Genomic DNA, 18,465 nt, shown 5'->3' with positions numbered 1-18,465 from the left:
GGGCCCGACCTGCGGGGTGTCCCGGAGGGAAGAAGCCTGTCGGGCGAATTGGTATAAGAGCACCAAAACGGTCGGCAATCTGGTGTTCCGCGCCCAGTGGCTGTGGCACCGCCGCCTCCTAGCGTCGTTCGCATCGACCCCATCGGATTCCCGACCGGAAGGAACGGCAGATGAAGACGGCACACGGCGCGGCAGCCGCTCAGGGGCACGTTCCGGCGAGCCCCGACGGGAACTCGTCCGGGGTGGAGCCGCCCGTCCTGGGCGGGCCGGAGTTCTCCGACTACTTCCTTCTGGACAACCTGCTCACCGACGAGCAGCGGGCGCTCAAGAAGAAGGTCCGCGAGTTCATGGACCAGGAGGTCATCCCGATCATCAACCCCTACTGGGAGCGGGCGGAGTTCCCCTTCGAACTGGTGCCCAAGCTGGCGCAGCTGGACATCGCGGGCTTCCAGATCTCGGGATACGGCTGCCCGGGGATGAGCAATGTGACGGCCGGTCTGGTGATCCTCGAACTGGCCCGGGGCGACCTGAGCGTCTCGACGTTCACCGGGGTCCACTCGGCCCTGGCCATGATGTCGATCGCGCTGCTCGGCTCGGAGGAGCAGAAACAGCGCTTCCTGCCACCGATGGCGCGGCTGGAGAAGCTCGGAGCCTTCGGCCTCACCGAGCCCACGCACGGCTCGGACGTGGTCAAACTGGAGACGACCGCACGCACGGACGGCGACTCGTACGTCCTCAACGGCCACAAGAGGTGGATCGGCAACGCCTCCTTCGCCGACTACTCGATCATCTGGGCCCGCGGCGACGACGGACACGTCGGCGGCTACGTCGTGGAGAAGGGGACGCCCGGGTTCGAATCCGAGGTCATCAAGGGCAAGACGGCGCTGCGCTGCGTGCAGAACGCGCAGATCTCCCTCACCGACGTCCGGGTGCCGGCCGAGAACCGGCTGGCGAACGTCCACACCTTCCGCGACACCGAGAAGGTCCTGCTGGCCTCGCGGTTCTGCGTCGCCTGGGAGTCGATCGGCGCCGCCGTCGCCGGCTACGAGACCGCTCTGGCCTACGCCAAGCAGCGCAGGCAGTTCGGGATGCCCCTGGCCGCCTTCCAGCTCGTCCAGTACCGGCTCTCCCGGATGCTCGCGGACATCACCGACATGCTGTGCATGCAGTTCCGGCTGAGCCAGCTCCTGGACGAGGGCGAGTACTCGATGCCCCGGGTCGCGCTGGCCAAGATGCACTACACCGAACGGGCCCGGGCCATCCTCGCCGACGCCCGCGACATGCTCGGCGGCAACGGGATCGTCCTCGACTACCACGTGGCCCGGCACCTCTGCGACATCGAGGCGATCGACACCTACGAGGGCACCGACACCGTGCAGGCGCTCATCGTCGGCCGTGACATCACCGGCTACAGCGCCTTCGCGCCCGTGGCACCCAGCCACCACTGACCCGACGCGTGCCGCGGCGCCCCGTCGTCACGGCGGATCACCCCGCCCGGGCGCCGCGCGCGGGCCGTCCAGGACAAGGAGTCGTCATGAGCAACCCGCCCCTCCTGGAGGGACTGCACGTCGTCGATCTGGCGAGCTTCATCGCCGGGCCCGCCGCGGCCACCATCCTCGGCGACTTCGGCGCCGACGTCGTCAAGGTGGAACCGCCGGGGGCGGGCGACGCGTACCGTTCGCTCAGCCGCATGCCACCGAACCCCCGGGTCGAGGGGGTCAACTACCCCTGGCAGCTGGACAACCGCAACAAGCGCAGCATCGCCCTCAACCTGAAGTCGCCCGGCGCCCGGGCCGTGCTGGAACGGCTGGTGAGCTGGGCCGACGTGCTGGTGACCAACTTCCCGCCCCACACCCGGGCCAAGCTGGGACTGGAGTACGACGACCTGGCACCGCTCAACGCCCGGCTGATCTACGCCGATGTCACCGGCTTCGGTGAGGAGGGCCCGGACGCGCACCTGCCCGGGTTCGACGTGACCGCGTTCTGGGCCCGCAGCGGCCTGATGGACGTCACACGCCAGCACGACGCGCCGCCGGCGATCAACGCGTTCGGATCGGGCGACCACCCGACGGCGATCAGTCTGTTCGCCGGGATCATGACCGCCCTGTACCGGCGGGAGAAGACCGGCGAAGGCGCACGTGTCACCGCGTCGCTGGTCGCCGAGGGCGCCTGGGCGGCCGGCATGTGGCTGCAGGCCGTACTGGTCGGCGGGAAGGCCCCCCGCCCCATCGACAGAACCGACCCGCCGAACGCGCTCGCCAACGCCTACCGCACCGCGGACGACCGCTGGCTGCTGCTGGCCTTCGCCAACGAGGACAAGCAGGTCCCCCTCTTCCTGCAGGCCATCGGCCACCCCGAGGCCGCCGAGAACCCGCACTACGCCGACTCCCAGAGCCGCCGCGCCCACGCCGCCGAGATCGCCGGCGTGCTGGACAAGACGTTCGCGGCCCGTCCGCTGGCCGAGTGGCGCCAGGCGCTCGACGCCGCGGGTCTCACCTACGGCGTCGCGCAGACGATCGAGGAGTTCGCCCACGACCCCCAGCTCGTGGCCAACGGGATCCTCGTGCCGATCGACGACGGCAACGCGGAGCAGCACCTGACGATCGACAGTCCCGTGCGGCTCGACCAGGAGCCCAAGGTCCGCCCGCGCCCGGCGCCCGACCTGGGTGAACACACCGAGTCCGTGCTCCACGACCTCGGCTACGACGCCACCGGGATCGAGGAACTGCGCAGGGCCCGGACGGTCGCCTGAGGCCAGAAGGGAAGCACGTCATGACCACGGCCACGAACGCACCGACCGTACGCACCGAGGAGATCGACGGCATCTTCGTGATCACGATCGACCGGCCCACGGCCCGCAACGCCGTCGACGGCGCCACCGCACGCGCCCTCGCCGCCGCCCTCGACCAGCTGGAGGCCCGCGACGACCTCAGGGTCGGCATCCTCACCGGGGCCGGCGGCGTCTTCAGCGCGGGCATGGACCTCAAGGCCTTCGCGGCCGGCGACAAACCCATCGTGAGCGGCCGGGGCTTCGCGGGGATCACCCGCGCCCGGATCAGCACCCCGCTCATCGCCGCCGTGGAGGGGTACGCACTGGGCGGCGGCACCGAGATGGCGCTCGCCTGCGACATGGTCGTGGCCGCCCGGAACGCGACCTTCGGCCAGACCGAGGTCCGCTACGGCATCGTGCCGCCCGAGGGCGGCATGGTCCGCCTGCCCGAGCGCATCCCGCACAACATCGCACTGGAACTGCTGCTCACCGGCGAGACGCTGCCCGCGGAGCGTGCCGAGCGCTTCGGCCTGGTCAACGAGCTCACGGAACCGGGCCAGGCGCTGCAGCGGGCCCTCGAACTGGCCCGCAGCATCGCGCTCAACGCGCCGCTGGCCGTGGCGGCCGTGAAACGTGTCGTCAACGAGCGGCGGGCCTTCAGCGACGAGGACGCCTTCGCCGACCAGGACCTCATAGCCGAGCCGGTGCTGGCGTCCCAGGACGCCCAGGAGGGCGCCCACGCCTTCGCGGAGCGGCGCCGGCCGCACTGGGAGGGCCGCTGACCCGAGACCGCTGACCCGAGCCGCGGCTTTCACTCGGCATGCGTGCGCAGCAGCGTGGAGCCGAGGTACTGGACGGCACGCAAAGCGATCTCCAGATCGGTGTGTTCCCTCTGGATCGGGTGCCCCATCATCTCCTCGGCTTTGCGGATGCGGTACTGCACGGTGTTCTTGTGCAGGATCTGGGCGCTCGCGGTGGCGGTGTAGCTGCAGCCGTTGTCCAGGAAAATCTGGGCGGTCTCGCGAAGGCGCGCGCTGTTCTCGTCGTCGACGGCCAGCGGACCGAGGACGCCCCACACCCAGGAGCGTATGTCGTCGACGTTCGTCGCCATCAGGGCGATGGGAGCCACCGTGGAGAACTGCGTGAACCGGGGGACCGGATCGGCCACCGCCGCGAGTTCCTGCACACGCAGTGCCTGCCGGTGGGTGGCGCGGAATCCCTCGACGTCGTAGCCGACGCCCCCGGCGCACAGGTGGACGGAAGGATCGCCGCGTTCCAGCACGGCCGACACCTTGTCCCAGGAGACGTCGCTGTTCGGGCCCAGCGGCACCCAGGCCCAGGACACGATCGCGTCCCGGGGGACGAACAGCGGGCGCGCGCAGCAGCCGAGCCGCTGGGCGATCTCGTCGGTGATCCGGTGCAGTCGGGAGAGCCCCTCGCCGCCGTCCGTGGGCGTGGGCAGCCACGCCACCAGCCCGAGATGATGCTGCCGGAGCCGGTAACCGAGGGCCGGTTCGACCCGGTTGAGGTCGAGGACGCCCGCGGCGAGGATGTCGCGCACCCGGGCGGCGCGCGCCGCGGTCTGGCTGAGCAGCCAGTTGTCGCGTTCGTGCTGGTAGACCGCGATGACATGTTCGGTGACCCGGTCGATGTAGCCGAAGCTCGAGCGCAGCATGCGCCGGTTGGTCGCGACGGCCAGGTCCTCGGCGGCGTTCTGCCGGTCGAGTTCGTCCAGGCACCACTGCAGGAAACGCCAGTGCCCGAGCCGGTAGGCCCTGATCAGCGCGCTCAGGGGAATGCCCCGCTGGGCCAGTCTTCTGGCGTATTCGAGGGCGGCTGCGGGCCCTTCGACCTTCTCCAGGGGTATGTCGTTCTCGAACACGTGCAGCAACGTGCCGGCGTTCTCCGTGATACTCGCCCGGAGGATTTTGACGATGGTCGCGTCGCCCCTGAGTTCCGGTATCTCGGCAAGGACGTAGTCCCCGATGTCGCGGCCGACCTCCGGAAGATGTGACCCTACGTTCTCCGCGACCACGGACAGTTGCTTTGCGGCTTCCGGGTGCTCCGCAGCCATGCCTCAAAGCTAACCGCAGAATGGTCCAACAGCACCAATTCGGACCCGGGGGTCGTGTCGCGGGCCCAGTGTCTTCCCTGCGTTTCGCGCCTAGCCTCTGCTCATTCGAGCCCCGAGAAGCGCTGGGGAAGGACGCGACATGAACCTCGCCCACCACGTGCCCGACAGCGCCCGGACGTACCCGGACCGCCCCGCGCTCCGCATCGAGGACACCACCGTCTCCTATCGCGCGCTGGACCGTGACAGCGCCCGGATGGCCGGTCTGCTCCGTGACCGTGGTGTGAAGCCCGGCGACCGGGTCGCGCTCATGCTGCCCAACGTGCCCGAGTTCGCCGTCGTCTACTACGGCGTACTCCGGGCCGGCGGCATCGTCGTCCCGATGAACCCCCTGCTCAAGTCCCGTGAGGTGCTCTACTACCTCCGCGACTCCGGAGCCCGGTCCCTGTTCGCCTGGCACGACTTCGCCGACCAGGCGTCCGCCGGTGCGGGGCAGGCGGGCGCGGAGGCAACCGTCGTCCGTCCCGGGGCCTTTGACGAACTGCTGGAATCCGCGTCGCCCCTCGACGAGCCGACGGACCGTCATGACGACGACACGGCCGTGGTTCTCTACACCTCGGGGACGACCGGACAGCCGAAGGGCGCCGAACTGACCCACGCCAACCTGGCCCGGAACTGCGACATCGCGGTCGGCGGGCTGTTCCGGCTCACGGCCGACGACGTGATCTTCGGCGGACTGCCCCTGTTCCACGCCTTCGGGCAGACCTGCACCCTCAACGCCGCCGTGGCCTCGGGCGCGTGCCTCACCCTGGTGCCGCGCTTCGACGCGGCGCAGGCCCTCGGCATCCTCGACGCCCACGGGGTGACCGTCTTCGCCGGGGTGCCGACGGTGTACGGCAGGCTCCTGCGGCAGCCCGGCAAGGAGGAGTACGACACCTCCCGGCTGCGCGTGTGCCTCGCCGGCGGCGCGGAGCTGCCGGTCCAGGTCCTGTACGACTTCCAGACCGCGTTCGGCTGTGTCGTGCTCGAGGGCTACGGACTGTCGGAGACCTCGCCCGTGGTCTGCGTCAACACCCAGCAGGCCGGCCCCAGGCCCGGCTCGGTCGGCATCCCGATCCCGGGTGTGCGGGTGCGGGTGGTCGACGACGGCAGGGAGGTACCGCCGGGGGAGACGGGCGAGATCGCGGTCCGTGGGCACAACGTGATGAAGGGGTACTGGCAGCGCCCCGAGGAGACCGCCGCCACGATCCGGGACGGCTGGCTGTACACCGGGGACCTCGGACGGCTGGACCAGGACGGGTATCTCTGGATCGTCGGCCGGAAGAAGGACGTGATCATCCGGGGCGGCTACAACGTGTACCCCCGTGAGGTCGAGGACGTGCTCTACGGGCACCCGGCCGTCGCCGACGCCGCGGTCGTCGGCATCCCCGACCCCGACCTGGGCGAGGAGGTCGGAGCGGCGGTCGTGCTCCGGCCGGGGGCCCACGCGACGGCCGAGGACCTGCGTGCGTACGTCAAGGGCCAGGTCGCCGCCTACAAGTACCCGCGGAAGGTGTGGATCGCGGACTCCCTGCCCAAGGGGCCCACCGGCAAGATCCTCAAGAAGGAGATCGTGCCGCCGGCCGGGCGGTGAGACCGGGTCAGCCGACGGGGCACCTGGTGGCGGCTCCCGCAAAGCGCCGGCCGTCCCGGAACGTCACGGTCACCGGCTCGGGTTCGGCACCGGGGGCGGCCACGCGCTGCGCCGCGTCGGCCGTGCAGGCGATCTGTGCGGCCGCGAGGCCGGGATCGCCCGGCTCGCCCGCCGCGGCAGACAGCCGGACGGAGATCCGGTGGTCGCCCGCCGTCACCTTCACGAGGTCGGCCCAGGACGGCATCTCCGGTACGACGGTGGCGCCGCCGTATGCCGGGACGGCCGTCGGCAAGCCCGTGGGCTGGGGCAGCCCCGTCGTCACGCCCTTGCTCCGCTCCGCGTCGGTCGGGCCCTGGAGCAGATCCCGCACCGCCGACTCGACATCGCCGGGCGCGTCGGTCGGGCGCCGGACGGCGAACAGGGCGCCGTCCCGTACGAAGTACAGGCGCGCTTTCGGCACGACGCCGACGGCGGGGCCGCCCGCCTGCACCACACCGGTGGTGGGGATGCCGCAGGAGGCCAGGACGCACACCGCCGCGGGGACCAGGAGGGCGAGAGGCGCTCGGCGCCGGAGGGTCACCACGGGTCCTCCCGGACGGGCTCGTCGGCCGGCAGCGGCAGCCGTACGGTGAAGACGGCGCCGCCCTCGGGCCGGTTGGCGGCGCGGACCGTGCCGCCGTGCACCCGGACGTTCTCCGCCGTGATCGCGAGACCCAGGCCGCTGCCCTCGGTGCGGGTGCGGGCGGCGTCCGACTTGTAGAACCGCTCGAAGACGTGCGGCAGCACGTCGTCCGGGATGCCGGGCCCGCTGTCCAGCACCTCGATCACCGCGAGCCGTGCCCCGCCGGGGTCCCCGCCGTCGTACAGACGCAGTGCCACGGGCCGGGCGCCGTGCCGCAGCGCGTTGCCGACCAGGTTGGCCACGACGACGTCGAGGCGGCGCGGGTCGACGCGGCCGCGCAGGGTGCCGGGCGGCGGCAGGTCGCAGTCCACCAGGCCGGTCCAGGCGCGGGCGTCGAGGGTGCGCCGCAGGGACTCGGCGAGGTCGATCTCGTCCAGGTGCAGCACCGCGGCGCCCGCGTCGAAACGGGAGATCTCCATCAGGTCGTCCACCAGCCGGGCCAGTTTCACGGTCTCCTCGCTGATCAGACGGACCGCGGTGGCGGTGTCCGGGTCCAGGCGGGCGGCGTCCTCGTCGAGGACGTCGGTGACGGCCGACATGGCGGCGAGCGGGGTGCGCAGTTCGTGCGACACGTCCGCGGCGAACCGGCGGGCCCGGGCCTCCATGCCGCGCAGCTCGGCCACCGACTTCTCCAGCGCGGCGGCCGTCTCGTTGAACGTGTGGGAGAGATCGGCGAGTTCGTCGGATCCGTCGACGGCGAGCCGGGTGTCCAGGTGGCCCTCGGCGATGCTGCGGGTGGCGCGCCGCAGTGCCCGTACCGGGCGCAGCACCCCGCGGGCGGCGAGCAGCGCCAGCAGCACCGCGAGCGTCAGCGCGGGCACGGCGGCGCGTTCGGCGGCGGTCACCAGGGCGTCGACGTAGGCGAGTTCGGTGGTCTGCGGCACCGTCAGGAAGACATGCACCCCGGAGGTGTACACCCCCTTTGCGGGCGCCTCGGCGAAGGTGACCGACATGCCGACGACGAGCGCGGTGCGGTCGCCGACGGCCACCCGCTGGAAGACGGTGGCCATGCTGGAGCCGACGGCCTCGCGGACGGCCGGGGTCAGTTCCGCGAAGCGGTCGCCGGGGGCGGAGGTGGCGCTCAGACCGCCGTAGGTGGCCAGCACCCGCCAGGTCCCGGAGGGTTCGGAGCGGGCCACGTCCGCCGCGAACCGCGCCAGCGCGGCCTGGTCCGGCGGGAAGGCGAGGTCCGGGGCGAGGCGGCCGACCTGGGTGCGCAGTTGCTGGATCACGGCGTCCTGGCTCTGCTGGAGCACGCCGGTGCGCGCCTCGCGGAAGGTCAGGGCGCCGGTGGTGGCGGCGGTGACGGCGGCGACCAGCGTGAAGGCGAGCACCAGGCGGATCCGCAGACCGCGCAGCTGCGGGAGGCGCGGGCGCCTCACCGGGCCGCGAACCGGTAGCCGAAGCCGCGCACGGTCTGGATGTGGCGCGGCTCGCGCGGCGGCTCGCCCATCTTGGCGCGCAGCCGCCGCACGCACGCGTCCACCAGCCGCGCGTCCCCGTGGTAACTGTGCTCCCACACCGCTTCGAGCAGCTGCTGCCGGCTGAACACCTGACCTGGCGAGGCGGACAGGGTGAGCAGCAGCCTGAGTTCGGAGGGGGCGAGCGGGATCGGCACCCCGTCGCGGGTGACCGAGAGCCCGGCCCGGTCGACGGACAGGTCCCCGTACGTGTCGATCTTCGGTATGCCGCCGTCGGCGGGCGCGCCGCCGGCCCGGCGCAGCACCGCACGGATACGGGCCTCCAGCACGCGCGCCTGCACGGGCTTGACCACGTAGTCGTCGGCGCCCGCCTCCAGGCCCACGACGATGTCCTCGTCCTCGCCGCGCGCGGTCGCCATGACGATCGGCAGGGTCTGGTCGAGGCCGCGGATCCGGCGGCACACGTCGAGTCCGGGCATCCCGGGCAGCATGAGGTCCAGCACCACGACGTCCGGCCGGAAGGACCGCACCCGTTCCAGCCCGTCCTCCCCGGTCGCGACGGCGGCGACCTCGTGGCCCTGGCGGCGCAGGGCGAGGGCCACCCCCTCCCGCACGGCACGGTCGTCTTCGATCAGCAGAACGCGTGGCATGCGCTCAGTATCCGCATGAGATCCGCACAGCCGTCCGATTGTTACGGGATGATCATATAAACCCGCACCGCCGTGTCCGTTATCTTTTCGTTATCGCCTGTGCCAGGTCCGATCACATTCCGATCACAGCCTGACGGTCATGACCACGCGCACAGCACGTTCCCCCCGCGGCAATCGCCGGAGCGTCCCCTCCCACGCCGTCCGACGCGGGCGGAAGGGGAGAGGACCGGTCCTGGCGGCCGTGGCCGCGCTGGCCGTCCTGGGCGCCGCCGGGTTCGCGGCGGTCGACGGGGGTGCGTCCGGTACGGAAGCAACCCACGCCGGCGACAAGGGCCGGTCCACCGAGCGGGCCCGGTCCGGGCGCGTCGGCGCCACCGGCCCGGCGCACGGCTCCCGGTCCCCGTCGCCCGGTCCGGCCACCGCCTCCGCCTCCCCGCGAGCCGGCGCCTCGGCCACGCCGGAGATCCCGGCCACCGGGCCGGGCACGTTCGGCACCGCGGCCGGCGGCAGCACCAGGGTCGGCTCCGGCAGGCTCCTGCGCTACCGGGTCGACGTCGAGAACGGCATCGACCTCTCCGCGGCGGACGTCGCCCGGCAGGTCGAGCGGATCCTGGCCGACCCGCGCGGCTGGACCGCCGACGGCCGCTCGGCGTTCCAGCGGGTGTCGAGCGGTCCGACCGACTTCGTCGTCAGGGTCGCGACGCCCGGGACGGTGGACAGGATCTGCGGGGAGTACGGGCTGGACACCGGGGGAGAGGTCAACTGCGACGTGGGCGAGCAGGTCATGGTGAATCTCAAGCGCTGGCTGCTCGCGACCCCCGTCTACGCCCGGCACGTCAAGGACTACCGGGCGCTGATCATCAACCACGAGGTCGGCCACTTCCTCGGCCACGGGCACGTCGGCTGCCCCGGTCCCGGGCAGCCGGCCCCGGTGATGATGCAGCAGATCAAGGGCATGCACGGCTGCCTGCCCAACGTCTGGCCGTACGACGAGAAGGGCCGGTACCTGACCGGACCGGCCGTGTCCTGACCGGGCCGCCGGTGCCGTGGGAGAAGCGCGGCCACGTCCGGCGCGAACCGGACCCCGAGGACGGGCGGTTCACCAACGCCGTCCTCCTGTCCGACGGTACGGCCAAGCTGGAGTCGGCCGCCCCGGGCCACACGGCGAACGTCCGTCACCTCGTCGTGGGCAACCTGTCCGCCGAGCGCCTGCGCCGGCTCGGCCAGGGCGCCGAGCGCATCCTCCAGCGCATCGTCTCGCCGGTGCGCTGAGCCTGCGGGCTGGGCCCGTGCCGCTGAACACGGCGCTATGACTTGAGGGTTGACGCGACCGCATACCCGCGCGGTGGCGTTCGGGCAGCAGCCCGAGGGCGGCGACCTCGCCCGCCTGCGCGGCCCGGGTGAGCACCGCGTCCTCGATGCGCGCGGCCTCGGACGTCTCCCGGCTCGTCATCCCGGCCCTTCTGCTCTCGCGGGCCTCGGCCGGTCCTGGTCCTCGTCGTCGCCGAGTTCCGGCAGCCGGCTGCCGTGGAAGCCCGCCGGGACAGCGTAGGGGAGTTCCACCACCGCCTGTTCGGAGAGGTCCGTGGCGTCGAGGACGAGCAGCTCCCCGGCCTTGCCGTCGTCGTCGGAGACCAGCGACAGCAGCCAGCCCTCGTCCTCGCTCCGGCCGTCCGCCGCCGGGACGAACACCGCCTCACCCGCGTAGCGGGCACCCGGCGTGGCCGCGGCCGGATCCGTGCTCTATCTGGCCCTGATCGGCCTGCTGAGCCTGGGCCTGGCCCTCGCCGTACGCGACTCGGCCACCGCGATCGGCATCGTGCTGGCCCTGCTGTTCGTCTTCCCGATCCTCGCCCGCGTCGTGGCCGACCCGGACTGGCAGCGCCACCTCCAGCAGTCCGCGCCGATGACCGCCGGCCTGGCCGTCCAGAGGACCGTCGGCACCGACCGGCTGCCCGTCGGCCCCTGGCAGGGACTGGGCGTCCTGGCCCTCTGGGCGGGTGCCGCCCTCACGGCGGGCGGCCGGCTCCTCCGCTCGCGCGACGCGTGAGCCGGCCGCCCGCCGCGGGCGGGTCAGCCCTCGATCCAGCCGTGGCTCTTCGCGAACTGGGCCAGCGCACCCCGGACCCGCACGATCTCCTCGGCGGTGAGCGTGGGCGCCGACGCCAGCAGCGTCTCGGTGACCTCGCGGGTGAACTCGTCCGCGCTGAGCAGATCGCACAGCGAGTCGTCGTCCGGACCGAGCGTGCGGACGTCGGCCCCCCGGGCGAGCCGGACGCCGGACGCCTTCGGACCGCGTTCGCCGGCCTCGATCTCGAACTCCACCGCCACGCCCGGGCGGACGTACGACTCCGACATCTGCATGTCGTTCACGTGCAGGAAGACGTCCTCGCCACCACCGTCCGGAGCGATGAACCCGTAACCGCGCGAGCTGTCGAACCGCACCACACGACCACTGACCATGACAAACCCCCAACCAACCAAACCGGGCCACCTGCCCGGACACCTGGGCCCGATGGTAGTCACGTCCGGCCCGGTCGGTCGACCTGGCCCACCGGCCGTACCGCGGGCGCGCTTGCGGACGGAGGACGGAGGGGGGAACTCGGTGCGTCGGCAAAGAAGTTGATATGGAAAGCTGTCGCCAGCCGTCGGTGGGCCAAGGGGGGCCGGGACGGTCGTTGAGAGGAGCGCACGTGACGCAGGACGGCATCGGGTCCGTGGAGATCGACACCAGCAAGCCGCATCCCGCGCGGATCTACGACTACCTGCTGGGCGGCAAGGACAACTACGAGGTGGACCGCAAGGCCGGTGACCAGCTCGCCTCCGTCGCGCCCGAGGTGTGGATATCCGTGCGGGCCAACCGCGGCTTCCTGCAGCGCGCGGTCCGGCACGTCATCGACAGCGGCGTCCGGCAGATCCTCGACATCGGCACCGGGCTGCCCACCTCGCCGAACGTGCACGAGATAGCCCAGGAGCTGGCGCCGGACGTCCGCGTCGCCTACGTCGACAACGACCCGATCGTGAAGGCCCACGGCGACGCGCTGCTCAGCCGGGCCGGCACCACCAGCATCGTCCTCGCCGACCTGCGCGACCCGCAGGCCGTCATCGACCACCCCGAGGTCCGCCGGATCATCGACTTCGGCGAGCCCGTCGCCCTGTTCCTCGTCGCCATCCTCCACTTCATCCGCGACGAGGAGGAGCCCGAGCGCATCGTGGCCACCCTGCGCGACGCGCTCCCGGCCGGCAGCTTCCTCGTGCTCTCGCACGCCACCGACGACTTCGCCGACGACCGCAGCGATGCCCAGGCCGTCTACAACAACGCGACCGCCTCGATGAACCTGCGCCCCCGGGCCCGGATCGAGCGGTTCTTCGACGGGTTCGAGCTGGTCGAGCCCGGCGTGGCCCAGGTCCCGTTCTGGCGCCCGGACGCCACCCCGCCGGCCGGCTCCGAGGAGATCGGCTTCTACGGCGGAGTGGCCCTCAAGAAGGCCTGAGCAGCCGTCGGGAAGCCCTGAGCAGCCGTCGGGCGGATCGCGCCGCCGTCAGGGCACTCCGAGCTCGAACAGTGCATAGCCCGCGTACGAGCCGGAGGCCAGCGCGGCGATGCCCAGCAGGACGCACAGGCAGGGCAGGCTGATGCGGCGGAGCGCGACCGCAAGCGGGACGAACAGCGGGAAGGCGGGCAGCAGATAGCGCGAGACGTTGGCGAAGTACTGCTGGCTCCCCAGCACCAGGGCGAGGGTGAGCACCGTGTGGACGACCAGCACGGCCGGCGGCCGCAGCCGGAACAGCAGTGTCAGCAGGGCCAGGTCCAGCAGGACCACCCCGACCCCGATGACGTCCGCGAAGGGGAGCGCGAAGAGATAGCCGAAGTGGCCCACGGGGACGGAGGCCAGGACATCCAGGGGCTGCCTGCAGTAGTCGAACTCGTGCCCCCACGCGTCCGACTGGAGCTCGAAGTAGCCGCCGTGGTCGCCCATGCGGTGGCCCACCCAGCCCAGATAACCGAGCAGACCCAGCGGGGCCACGAGCATCGCGGTCAGCGGACGGGCGACGCCGTCCTCGCGGCGGCGCAGCGCGACGAGCGCGGCCAGGGCGAGCGCGGCGACCAGGGCGGCGGCGGTGGGCCGGTTGAGGCCGGCCGTGAAGGTCAGCACCCCGGCCGTCAGCCAGCGGCGGGTCAGCACGGCGTACAGGGCCCAGGCGGCCAGGGCCACGTACAGCGAGTCCGAGTAGACCGCCCACTCCACGCCGGAGCCCGGCCACACGGCCCACAGACCGGCCGCCGCCGGCCCCGCCCGCCGGCCGCCGAACCGGACGGCGACGGCGGAGATCCCCAGCGCCGCGGCGAACGACGCCACGACCGACACCAGCAGTCCGGCGCCGAACGGACCGAGACCGGTGACCTCCATCGCCACCCGCATCAGCGCCGGGTAGAGCGGGAAGAACGCGGCCGAGTTGCCCTGGAGGGTGATCAGGCCGGTGGCGCCGGGGACCGGGACCAGCGCGGGGTGGTAGCCGTGCAGGGCGATCTGCTGGTACCACCAGCCGTCCCAGGTGCCCAGCACGTCCCAGGTGTGCGCGCCGCCGCCGAACCGCGGATGCTTCCGGCGGAAGTCGCCCGCCGAGTCCAGCAGATACATGAAGGAGCCGAAGCCGACGAGCTTCAGGACGCCGTACATCGCGAGGACCGGGCCGTAGCGGCGGGCGGAGTCGCGCAGGCGCTGTCCGGGGCACGTAGCGCAGGACGACCGCGGCCCGCTGGCGCGGGGTCAGCAGCGCCGGCGCGGCCTCCAGCCGGGACCGCTCGGCGACGATCGCCGGCATGTCGCCGGCCGCCGCGACCTCGGGCAGCTCCTCCACAGGGCGCTCGCCCCACCACCGGCGCCGCGCCGAGCGGGCCGCCGCCCGTGCCAGGACCTTCCGGACGTACGCCTCCGGCGCCTCGTCGGCGATCTTGGGCGAACCACAGCCGGACCAAGGACTCCTGCAACAGATCCTCGGCCCGATGCCGATCGCCACCGGTGAGCAGGCGGGCCAGGTGGAACAACCCCGACCAGCGGGCCGCCACGAACTCGTCGTACTCACCGGCCCGAGCCTGCTCCATTCCCACGGTCCCCGCTCTCCCAGGCTGCCTACACCTGGGAGAAGGCCCTGGGGGCGGCAGAACGCTGCACCGGGCCGGGGTGATCCGCGCCACGTGCGGGCCGGGTCCGTAATTGCGTGGCGGACCGGGGCGGGGCCGCCGTATGCTCCCGGCGATGACCACTCACTCTGCTGTCAGATTGGGGGTCCCGTCCGCGTCAGGTGAGTGCTGATGGCCACTCACCTCACGGACGGGGACACCCGTCTCTCCCTGTGGCGGCGCGTGCGCGAGTTCGCCGTGCCGCCGGCCATGATCGAGACCGCGACCGTCCGCCGCGCCGCCGGGGACTGGGCGGGCGCCTGTGCCGCCGCCGGTTTCGACCTCGACCTCGACCTGCGCGCACTGGCCCGTGCGTGGGGCCGGGACGTCCGGGAACGGGTCCGTGCCGACCTGCGCCTGCTGGCGCCCGACCTGCTCCGCTGGCATCTGCCGCGGGTCGCCCCCGACGGGTTGCTGCGGCCGGGGCTGACCATGCCGCTCGCCCGCTACGACGCCGGGGAGGGCTCCCTGTGCCTCGTGGTCCGGACACCGCCCGCCTGGGCGGACGCCGGGCAGCGCATCAGCCTCGCGCTGTGGGACGGCACACTGGGCGAGCCCACCGCCCGGGGGCATCCCCATCCGCGTCCCAGCCGGCGGTTCCGCTTCGACCTGCACCGGCACCTGTGGGACGCGGGTGCCGCCGGCGAGCTGCGGACTCGGTCGGGCGCCGACCGGCGGACGGGCGGTGAACGGCTCTCGTTCGGCTCCCAACTCTCCTTCTTTGAGCAGGAGCTGTGCGCCACGGAGCGATGGGCGGACGAGGCGCGGATCGTGCTGGGTGCCGAGGGGCGGGACAGCGGGACCGTCGTCGTACGCCTGGGCGGCCGGCAGCGGCTCGCGCTGCACCTCGCGGCCGACGGGAGGGTGACCACGGGCCGGGACACCGCCGCCCGGGACGCCCGTGACCGCGCGCGACCCGTCCTGCCGGACGCGGCGACCTGGACGCTCCCCGATCTGGAGCTGTTGCGGGCCGGGTTGGTCGACGCCGGCGGGCTGCATCCGCTGGTGGCCGCGGCGCTCGTCCCCGGGCAGGAGGCGGCCGCCCGGGCACCGCTCCAGGACCCGGACCGGCGGTGGCGCCTCGTGGACTGCCGGGGCGCCCGGCACCGGATCGGCATGGTCGACGGGGTGCTGTCCCCGCTGGACCACTCCCCGGCCGAGCTGCGGCGCGAGGAACTCCTGGTGGCGCTCGGCGGCCCGCCGCTGCCCTGCCTGCGGGTCATCGACGAGGCGCACCGCCGCCCCGACTGCCTCACCGGCGTCCGTGAACGCCTCGACCACGGGGACATCGCCGGCGCGCTCGCCGTCGTCGAAGGACTGCTGGGGCCCGAAGCCGTGCTGCGCGACGGACCGTTGAAGGACGAACTGGAGTCGGCCGCGCAACGCCGGATCGCCTACGGCCTCTACCGGGCGGGCCTCGCCGGATCCCGCAACGGGCCCGTCCGCGCCCGCCGGCGCCGGTCCGTCCGCGACCCGCGCCTGGGCCCGCGCCCCGCCAACTGGCGCTGACACCCGTCCACTTGCCTTCTCACACTCCTAGGTGATGACTCATGACCACTCATGCCCCTGACCCGCTGTCCGTAGCCGACGCACTGTTGGGAATGCTCGGCGACTCCACCACCGAACCCCGGCCCGACACCCAGCTGGAGGCGCTCACCCTCGCCGTCGCCGCCGACCTGCCCGTCCTCCTGTGGGGCGAGCCCGGCATCGGCAAGACCGCCGCCCTGAGCCGGCTCGCCGAGGCGCTCGACCTGCCGCTGACCACGGTGATCGCCAGCGTGCACGAACCGTCCGACTTCTCGGGGCTGCCCGTCGTAGGAGACGACCCCGCCGTCCAGGGCGTCCCGATGGCCCCGCCGGACTGGGCGGTCCGGCTGGTGCAGGCCGGCCGGGGCCTGCTGTTCCTCGACGAACTGTCCACCGCGCCCCCGGCCGTTCAGGCCGCCCTGCTCCGGCTGGTCCTCGAGCGACGCGTGGGCGCTCTCCGGCTCCCGCCCGGCGTACGGATCGTCGCCGCCGCCAACCCGCGGTCCTCGGCCGCCGACGGCTGGGAGCTGAGCCCGCCGCTGGCCAACCGGTTCGTGCACCTCCAGTGGGCCCACGACCACGACGTCGTCGTCCGCGGCCTCGGTGGCGTCTGGCCCCGGGCGACCCTGCCCCGGCTGGAGCCGGACCGGCTGCCCGCCGCCGTCGACTTCGCGCGCCGCGCGGTGTGCGGTCTGCTCGCCACCCGCCCCACTCTCGTCCACCGGCTCCCGAGCGGCGAGATGCGGCGGGGCGGCGCCTGGCCGTCACCCCGCAGCTGGGACATGGCGCTGCGCCTGGTCGCCTTCGCGCACGCCGCCGGCTCCTCCAGGGACGTGCTCTCCCTCCTCGCCAGGGGAACGGTCGGGGACGGCCCTGGGCTCGAACTGCTGGCGAGCGTCGACCGGATGGAGCTCCCGGACCCCGAGACGCTGCTCGCCGCCCCGGCCGCGGCCGACCTGCCCGAGCGCGGTGACCTGCGCCAGGCCGTGCTGGACGGCGTGGTCGCTGCGGTCCGCGAACGGCCGGACCGGGCCCGCTGGGACGCGGCCTGGGCCCTGCTGGTCCGCGCGCTGGACACCGGAGCCCCTGACCTCGTGGTCGTCCCCGCCACCACGCTGGCCTCGCTGCGCCGGGACGACTGGGACGTCCCCGCGGCGATCGAACGGCTCGCGGGTGCGGTGTCCGTGTCCCGGCGCGCCGACCGGGCCGCCGAACGCGTCGCGTCGAAGGTGCGCCGATGAACGACGGTCCGGGGCACGAAGCGTCCGGGGCGCTGGACCTGGACAAGCTCTACGCCGCCCGGCTCCAGGCCGCCCGGGCCCGGCCCTACCTCGCGACGGCCCTGTTCGCCCTGCACGTCGTGGCGGACCGCCAGGTGCCGACCATGGCCGTCGACAAGCACTGGCGCTGCTACGTCTCGCCCGCGTTCGTGGACCGGATGCCGGAGGAGGACCTGGCCGGGGTGTGGGTGCACGAGGTGTCGCACCTGCTGCGCGAGCACCACGCGCGCAGCGACCGGGTCGCCAGGGAACGCGGGCTGACCGGGGCCGGCGAGCGGCTGCGGATGAACATCGCGGCGGACCTGGAGATCAACGACGACGCGTACGGCGACGGGCTGGTGCAGCCCCGCGGGGCCGTCCGGCCGTACATGCTGCGGCTGTCCGAGGGGCAGTTGATGGAGGACTACCTGCGCGAGTTCCGGCTCGGGCCACTGACGCAGGACCTCACCTGGCTGGACTGCGGCAGCGGCGCCGACGGCCGCGACCGGGAGTGGGACCTGGGGCCGGACGGCGCGCACGGCCTCAGCGAGCAGGAGCGGGACGGGGTCCGGTTCCGGGTGGCGCAGGCCATCACCGGCCGGCCGGGCAGCACCCCGGACGGCTGGCGGCGCTGGGCGGAGGACGTCTTCCATCCGCCCCAGCCCTGGCGGGAGTTGCTGGGTGCCGCGGTCCGCTCGGCGGCCTCGGCCGCGGGTGCCGGCGACGACTACAGCTACGGCCGTCCGTCGCGCCGCTCGGCAGGCCTGCCCGGTGTCGTCCTCCCGAGCCTGCGCCGCCGCCCGCCCCGGGTCTCGGTCGTCATCGACACCTCCGGCTCGGTCAGCGACGCCGAACTGGGCAGCGCCCTGCTGGAGGTGGCCGCGATCGCCCGCGCCGTCGGCGGCCGCCGGGACCTGGTCTCCGTGCTGTCCTGCGACGCGGCCGCCCGGACCGTGCAGCCGCTGTGCCGCGCGGAGGGCATCGCGCTCGTCGGCGGTGGCGGTACGGACCTGCGCGCGGGCTTCGCCAGGGCGCTGCGGGCGCGGCCGGCCCCGGACGTCGTGGTCGCCCTCACCGACGGGCAGACACCCTGGCCGAAGACGCAGCCCGCCTGCCGTACGGTGGTGGGCCTGTTCCCCCGGCAGTACGGCGGCACGGCGTGGCAGGAGGACGACTCCGACTACGTACCGGACGCACCGCCCGCCTGGGCGCGGGTGGTCGAGATCGGATGAGCGCTCCGCTGGAAGTACCGCGATCTGCCGTCTGC

At 73.1% G+C, this 18,465-nt stretch carries 17 protein-coding genes and 2 pseudogenes; 11 read left to right on the top strand and 8 right to left on the bottom strand.

Going from position 1 to position 18,465, the window contains the following annotated elements; genetic code table 11:
• Positions 1–170 precede the first annotated feature (170 nt).
• The 3 genes from ACFY0P_RS25810 (at position 171) to ACFY0P_RS25800 (ending at position 3,552) form a co-directional block, all read left to right on the top strand.
• The gene (locus tag ACFY0P_RS25810; protein ID WP_388917496.1) at positions 171–1,448 is read left to right on the top strand and encodes an acyl-CoA dehydrogenase family protein; all 1,278 of its coding nucleotides are present in this window, start codon (positions 171–173) and stop codon (positions 1,446–1,448) included.
• Between the two features lie 86 nt (positions 1,449–1,534).
• Positions 1,535–2,752 carry a CaiB/BaiF CoA transferase family protein gene (locus tag ACFY0P_RS25805; protein ID WP_388917493.1) on the top strand — a complete coding sequence of 406 codons (1,218 nt, stop codon included), beginning with the start codon at positions 1,535–1,537 and terminating at the stop codon, positions 2,750–2,752.
• Between the two features lie 20 nt (positions 2,753–2,772).
• Entirely contained in the window at positions 2,773–3,552 is a 780-nt protein-coding gene (locus ACFY0P_RS25800) for a crotonase/enoyl-CoA hydratase family protein (RefSeq protein WP_388917490.1), read from the top strand.
• Between the two features lie 29 nt (positions 3,553–3,581).
• Here ACFY0P_RS25800 and ACFY0P_RS25795 read toward each other — a convergent pair whose 3' ends face one another.
• The gene (locus ACFY0P_RS25795) at positions 3,582–4,844 is read right to left on the bottom strand and encodes a PucR family transcriptional regulator (protein WP_388917487.1); all 1,263 of its coding nucleotides are present in this window, start codon (positions 4,842–4,844) and stop codon (positions 3,582–3,584) included.
• Positions 4,845–4,983: 139 nt separating this feature from the next.
• Between ACFY0P_RS25795 and ACFY0P_RS25790 the strand changes: the two genes are divergently transcribed.
• Complete coding sequence (locus ACFY0P_RS25790; RefSeq protein WP_388917484.1) at positions 4,984–6,474, top strand: long-chain fatty acid--CoA ligase; 1,491 nt, start codon at positions 4,984–4,986, stop codon at positions 6,472–6,474.
• 7 nt (positions 6,475–6,481) lie between these two features.
• Here the strand turns inward: ACFY0P_RS25790 and ACFY0P_RS25785 are convergent, their stop codons facing one another.
• Genes ACFY0P_RS25785 through ACFY0P_RS25775 form a run of 3 tightly spaced genes read right to left on the bottom strand, consistent with a single transcriptional unit; the run spans position 6,482 to position 9,227 of the window.
• Complete coding sequence (locus tag ACFY0P_RS25785) at positions 6,482–7,057, bottom strand: hypothetical protein (protein WP_388917481.1); 576 nt, start codon at positions 7,055–7,057, stop codon at positions 6,482–6,484.
• The gene (locus tag ACFY0P_RS25780) at positions 7,051–8,538 is read right to left on the bottom strand and encodes an ATP-binding protein (RefSeq protein ID WP_388917479.1); all 1,488 of its coding nucleotides are present in this window, start codon (positions 8,536–8,538) and stop codon (positions 7,051–7,053) included. Before ACFY0P_RS25780 ends, ACFY0P_RS25785 begins: the two co-directional genes overlap by 7 nt.
• Positions 8,535–9,227 carry a response regulator gene (locus ACFY0P_RS25775; RefSeq protein WP_388917476.1) on the bottom strand — a complete coding sequence of 231 codons (693 nt, stop codon included), beginning with the start codon at positions 9,225–9,227 and terminating at the stop codon, positions 8,535–8,537. The genes ACFY0P_RS25780 and ACFY0P_RS25775 overlap by 4 nt, the downstream gene beginning before the upstream one ends.
• A 250-nt stretch (positions 9,228–9,477) precedes the next feature.
• On the opposite strand from ACFY0P_RS25775, the gene ACFY0P_RS25770 reads away from it, so the two are divergent.
• The gene (locus tag ACFY0P_RS25770; protein WP_388918169.1) at positions 9,478–10,257 is read left to right on the top strand and encodes a DUF3152 domain-containing protein; all 780 of its coding nucleotides are present in this window, start codon (positions 9,478–9,480) and stop codon (positions 10,255–10,257) included.
• Between the two features lie 11 nt (positions 10,258–10,268).
• The gene (locus tag ACFY0P_RS25765; RefSeq protein WP_388917473.1) at positions 10,269–10,499 is read left to right on the top strand and encodes a hypothetical protein; all 231 of its coding nucleotides are present in this window, start codon (positions 10,269–10,271) and stop codon (positions 10,497–10,499) included.
• A gap of 177 nt (positions 10,500–10,676) precedes the next feature.
• On the opposite strand, the pseudogene ACFY0P_RS25760 reads toward ACFY0P_RS25765, so the two are convergent.
• Positions 10,677–10,934: pseudogene (locus ACFY0P_RS25760) on the bottom strand (carotenoid oxygenase family protein); the annotation flags it as partial.
• Positions 10,935–10,947: 13 nt separating this feature from the next.
• Here ACFY0P_RS25760 and ACFY0P_RS25755 point away from each other — a divergent pair.
• The gene (locus ACFY0P_RS25755) at positions 10,948–11,277 is read left to right on the top strand and encodes a hypothetical protein (protein ID WP_388917470.1); all 330 of its coding nucleotides are present in this window, start codon (positions 10,948–10,950) and stop codon (positions 11,275–11,277) included.
• Between the two features lie 23 nt (positions 11,278–11,300).
• On the opposite strand, the gene ACFY0P_RS25750 is transcribed toward ACFY0P_RS25755, so the two are convergent.
• Positions 11,301–11,690 carry a cold-shock protein gene (locus tag ACFY0P_RS25750; protein ID WP_388917467.1) on the bottom strand — a complete coding sequence of 130 codons (390 nt, stop codon included), beginning with the start codon at positions 11,688–11,690 and terminating at the stop codon, positions 11,301–11,303.
• Positions 11,691–11,920: 230 nt separating this feature from the next.
• Here ACFY0P_RS25750 and ACFY0P_RS25745 point away from each other — a divergent pair, with 230 nt between their 5' ends.
• A complete protein-coding gene (locus tag ACFY0P_RS25745) occupies positions 11,921–12,721 on the top strand; it encodes an SAM-dependent methyltransferase (RefSeq protein ID WP_388917464.1) in 801 nt (266 codons plus the stop codon).
• A gap of 48 nt (positions 12,722–12,769) precedes the next feature.
• On the opposite strand, the gene ACFY0P_RS25740 is transcribed toward ACFY0P_RS25745, so the two are convergent.
• Together ACFY0P_RS25740 and ACFY0P_RS25735 are read right to left on the bottom strand one after the other, a co-directional pair.
• Positions 12,770–13,909 (bottom strand): hypothetical protein, encoded by a 1,140-nt coding sequence (locus ACFY0P_RS25740; protein ID WP_388917462.1) that lies wholly within the window; start codon positions 13,907–13,909, stop codon positions 12,770–12,772.
• Between the two features lie 55 nt (positions 13,910–13,964).
• Positions 13,965–14,334: pseudogene (locus tag ACFY0P_RS25735) on the bottom strand (sigma factor); the annotation flags it as partial.
• Positions 14,335–14,544: 210 nt separating this feature from the next.
• Here ACFY0P_RS25735 and ACFY0P_RS25730 point away from each other — a divergent pair.
• The 3 genes from ACFY0P_RS25730 to ACFY0P_RS25720 are packed head-to-tail and all read left to right on the top strand — an operon-like array spanning position 14,545 to position 18,430.
• Entirely contained in the window at positions 14,545–15,921 is a 1,377-nt protein-coding gene (locus ACFY0P_RS25730; RefSeq protein WP_388917459.1) for a hypothetical protein, read from the top strand.
• 41 nt (positions 15,922–15,962) lie between these two features.
• Positions 15,963–17,180, top strand: coding sequence for an AAA family ATPase (locus ACFY0P_RS25725; RefSeq protein WP_388917456.1), 1,218 nt, complete (start codon positions 15,963–15,965; stop codon positions 17,178–17,180).
• On the top strand, positions 17,177–18,430 hold the full coding sequence (locus ACFY0P_RS25720; RefSeq protein WP_388917453.1) for a VWA-like domain-containing protein: 1,254 nt from the start codon (positions 17,177–17,179) through the stop codon (positions 18,428–18,430). The genes ACFY0P_RS25725 and ACFY0P_RS25720 overlap by 4 nt, the downstream gene beginning before the upstream one ends.
• Positions 18,431–18,465 lie beyond the last annotated feature (35 nt).

This window comes from Streptomyces sp. NPDC001714 (assembly GCF_042892755.1).
GTDB lineage: Bacteria > Actinomycetota > Actinomycetes > Streptomycetales > Streptomycetaceae > Streptomyces.
The sequence above is the reverse complement of the archived record's forward strand: the minus strand, read 5'-3'. Positions and strand labels throughout refer to the sequence as shown.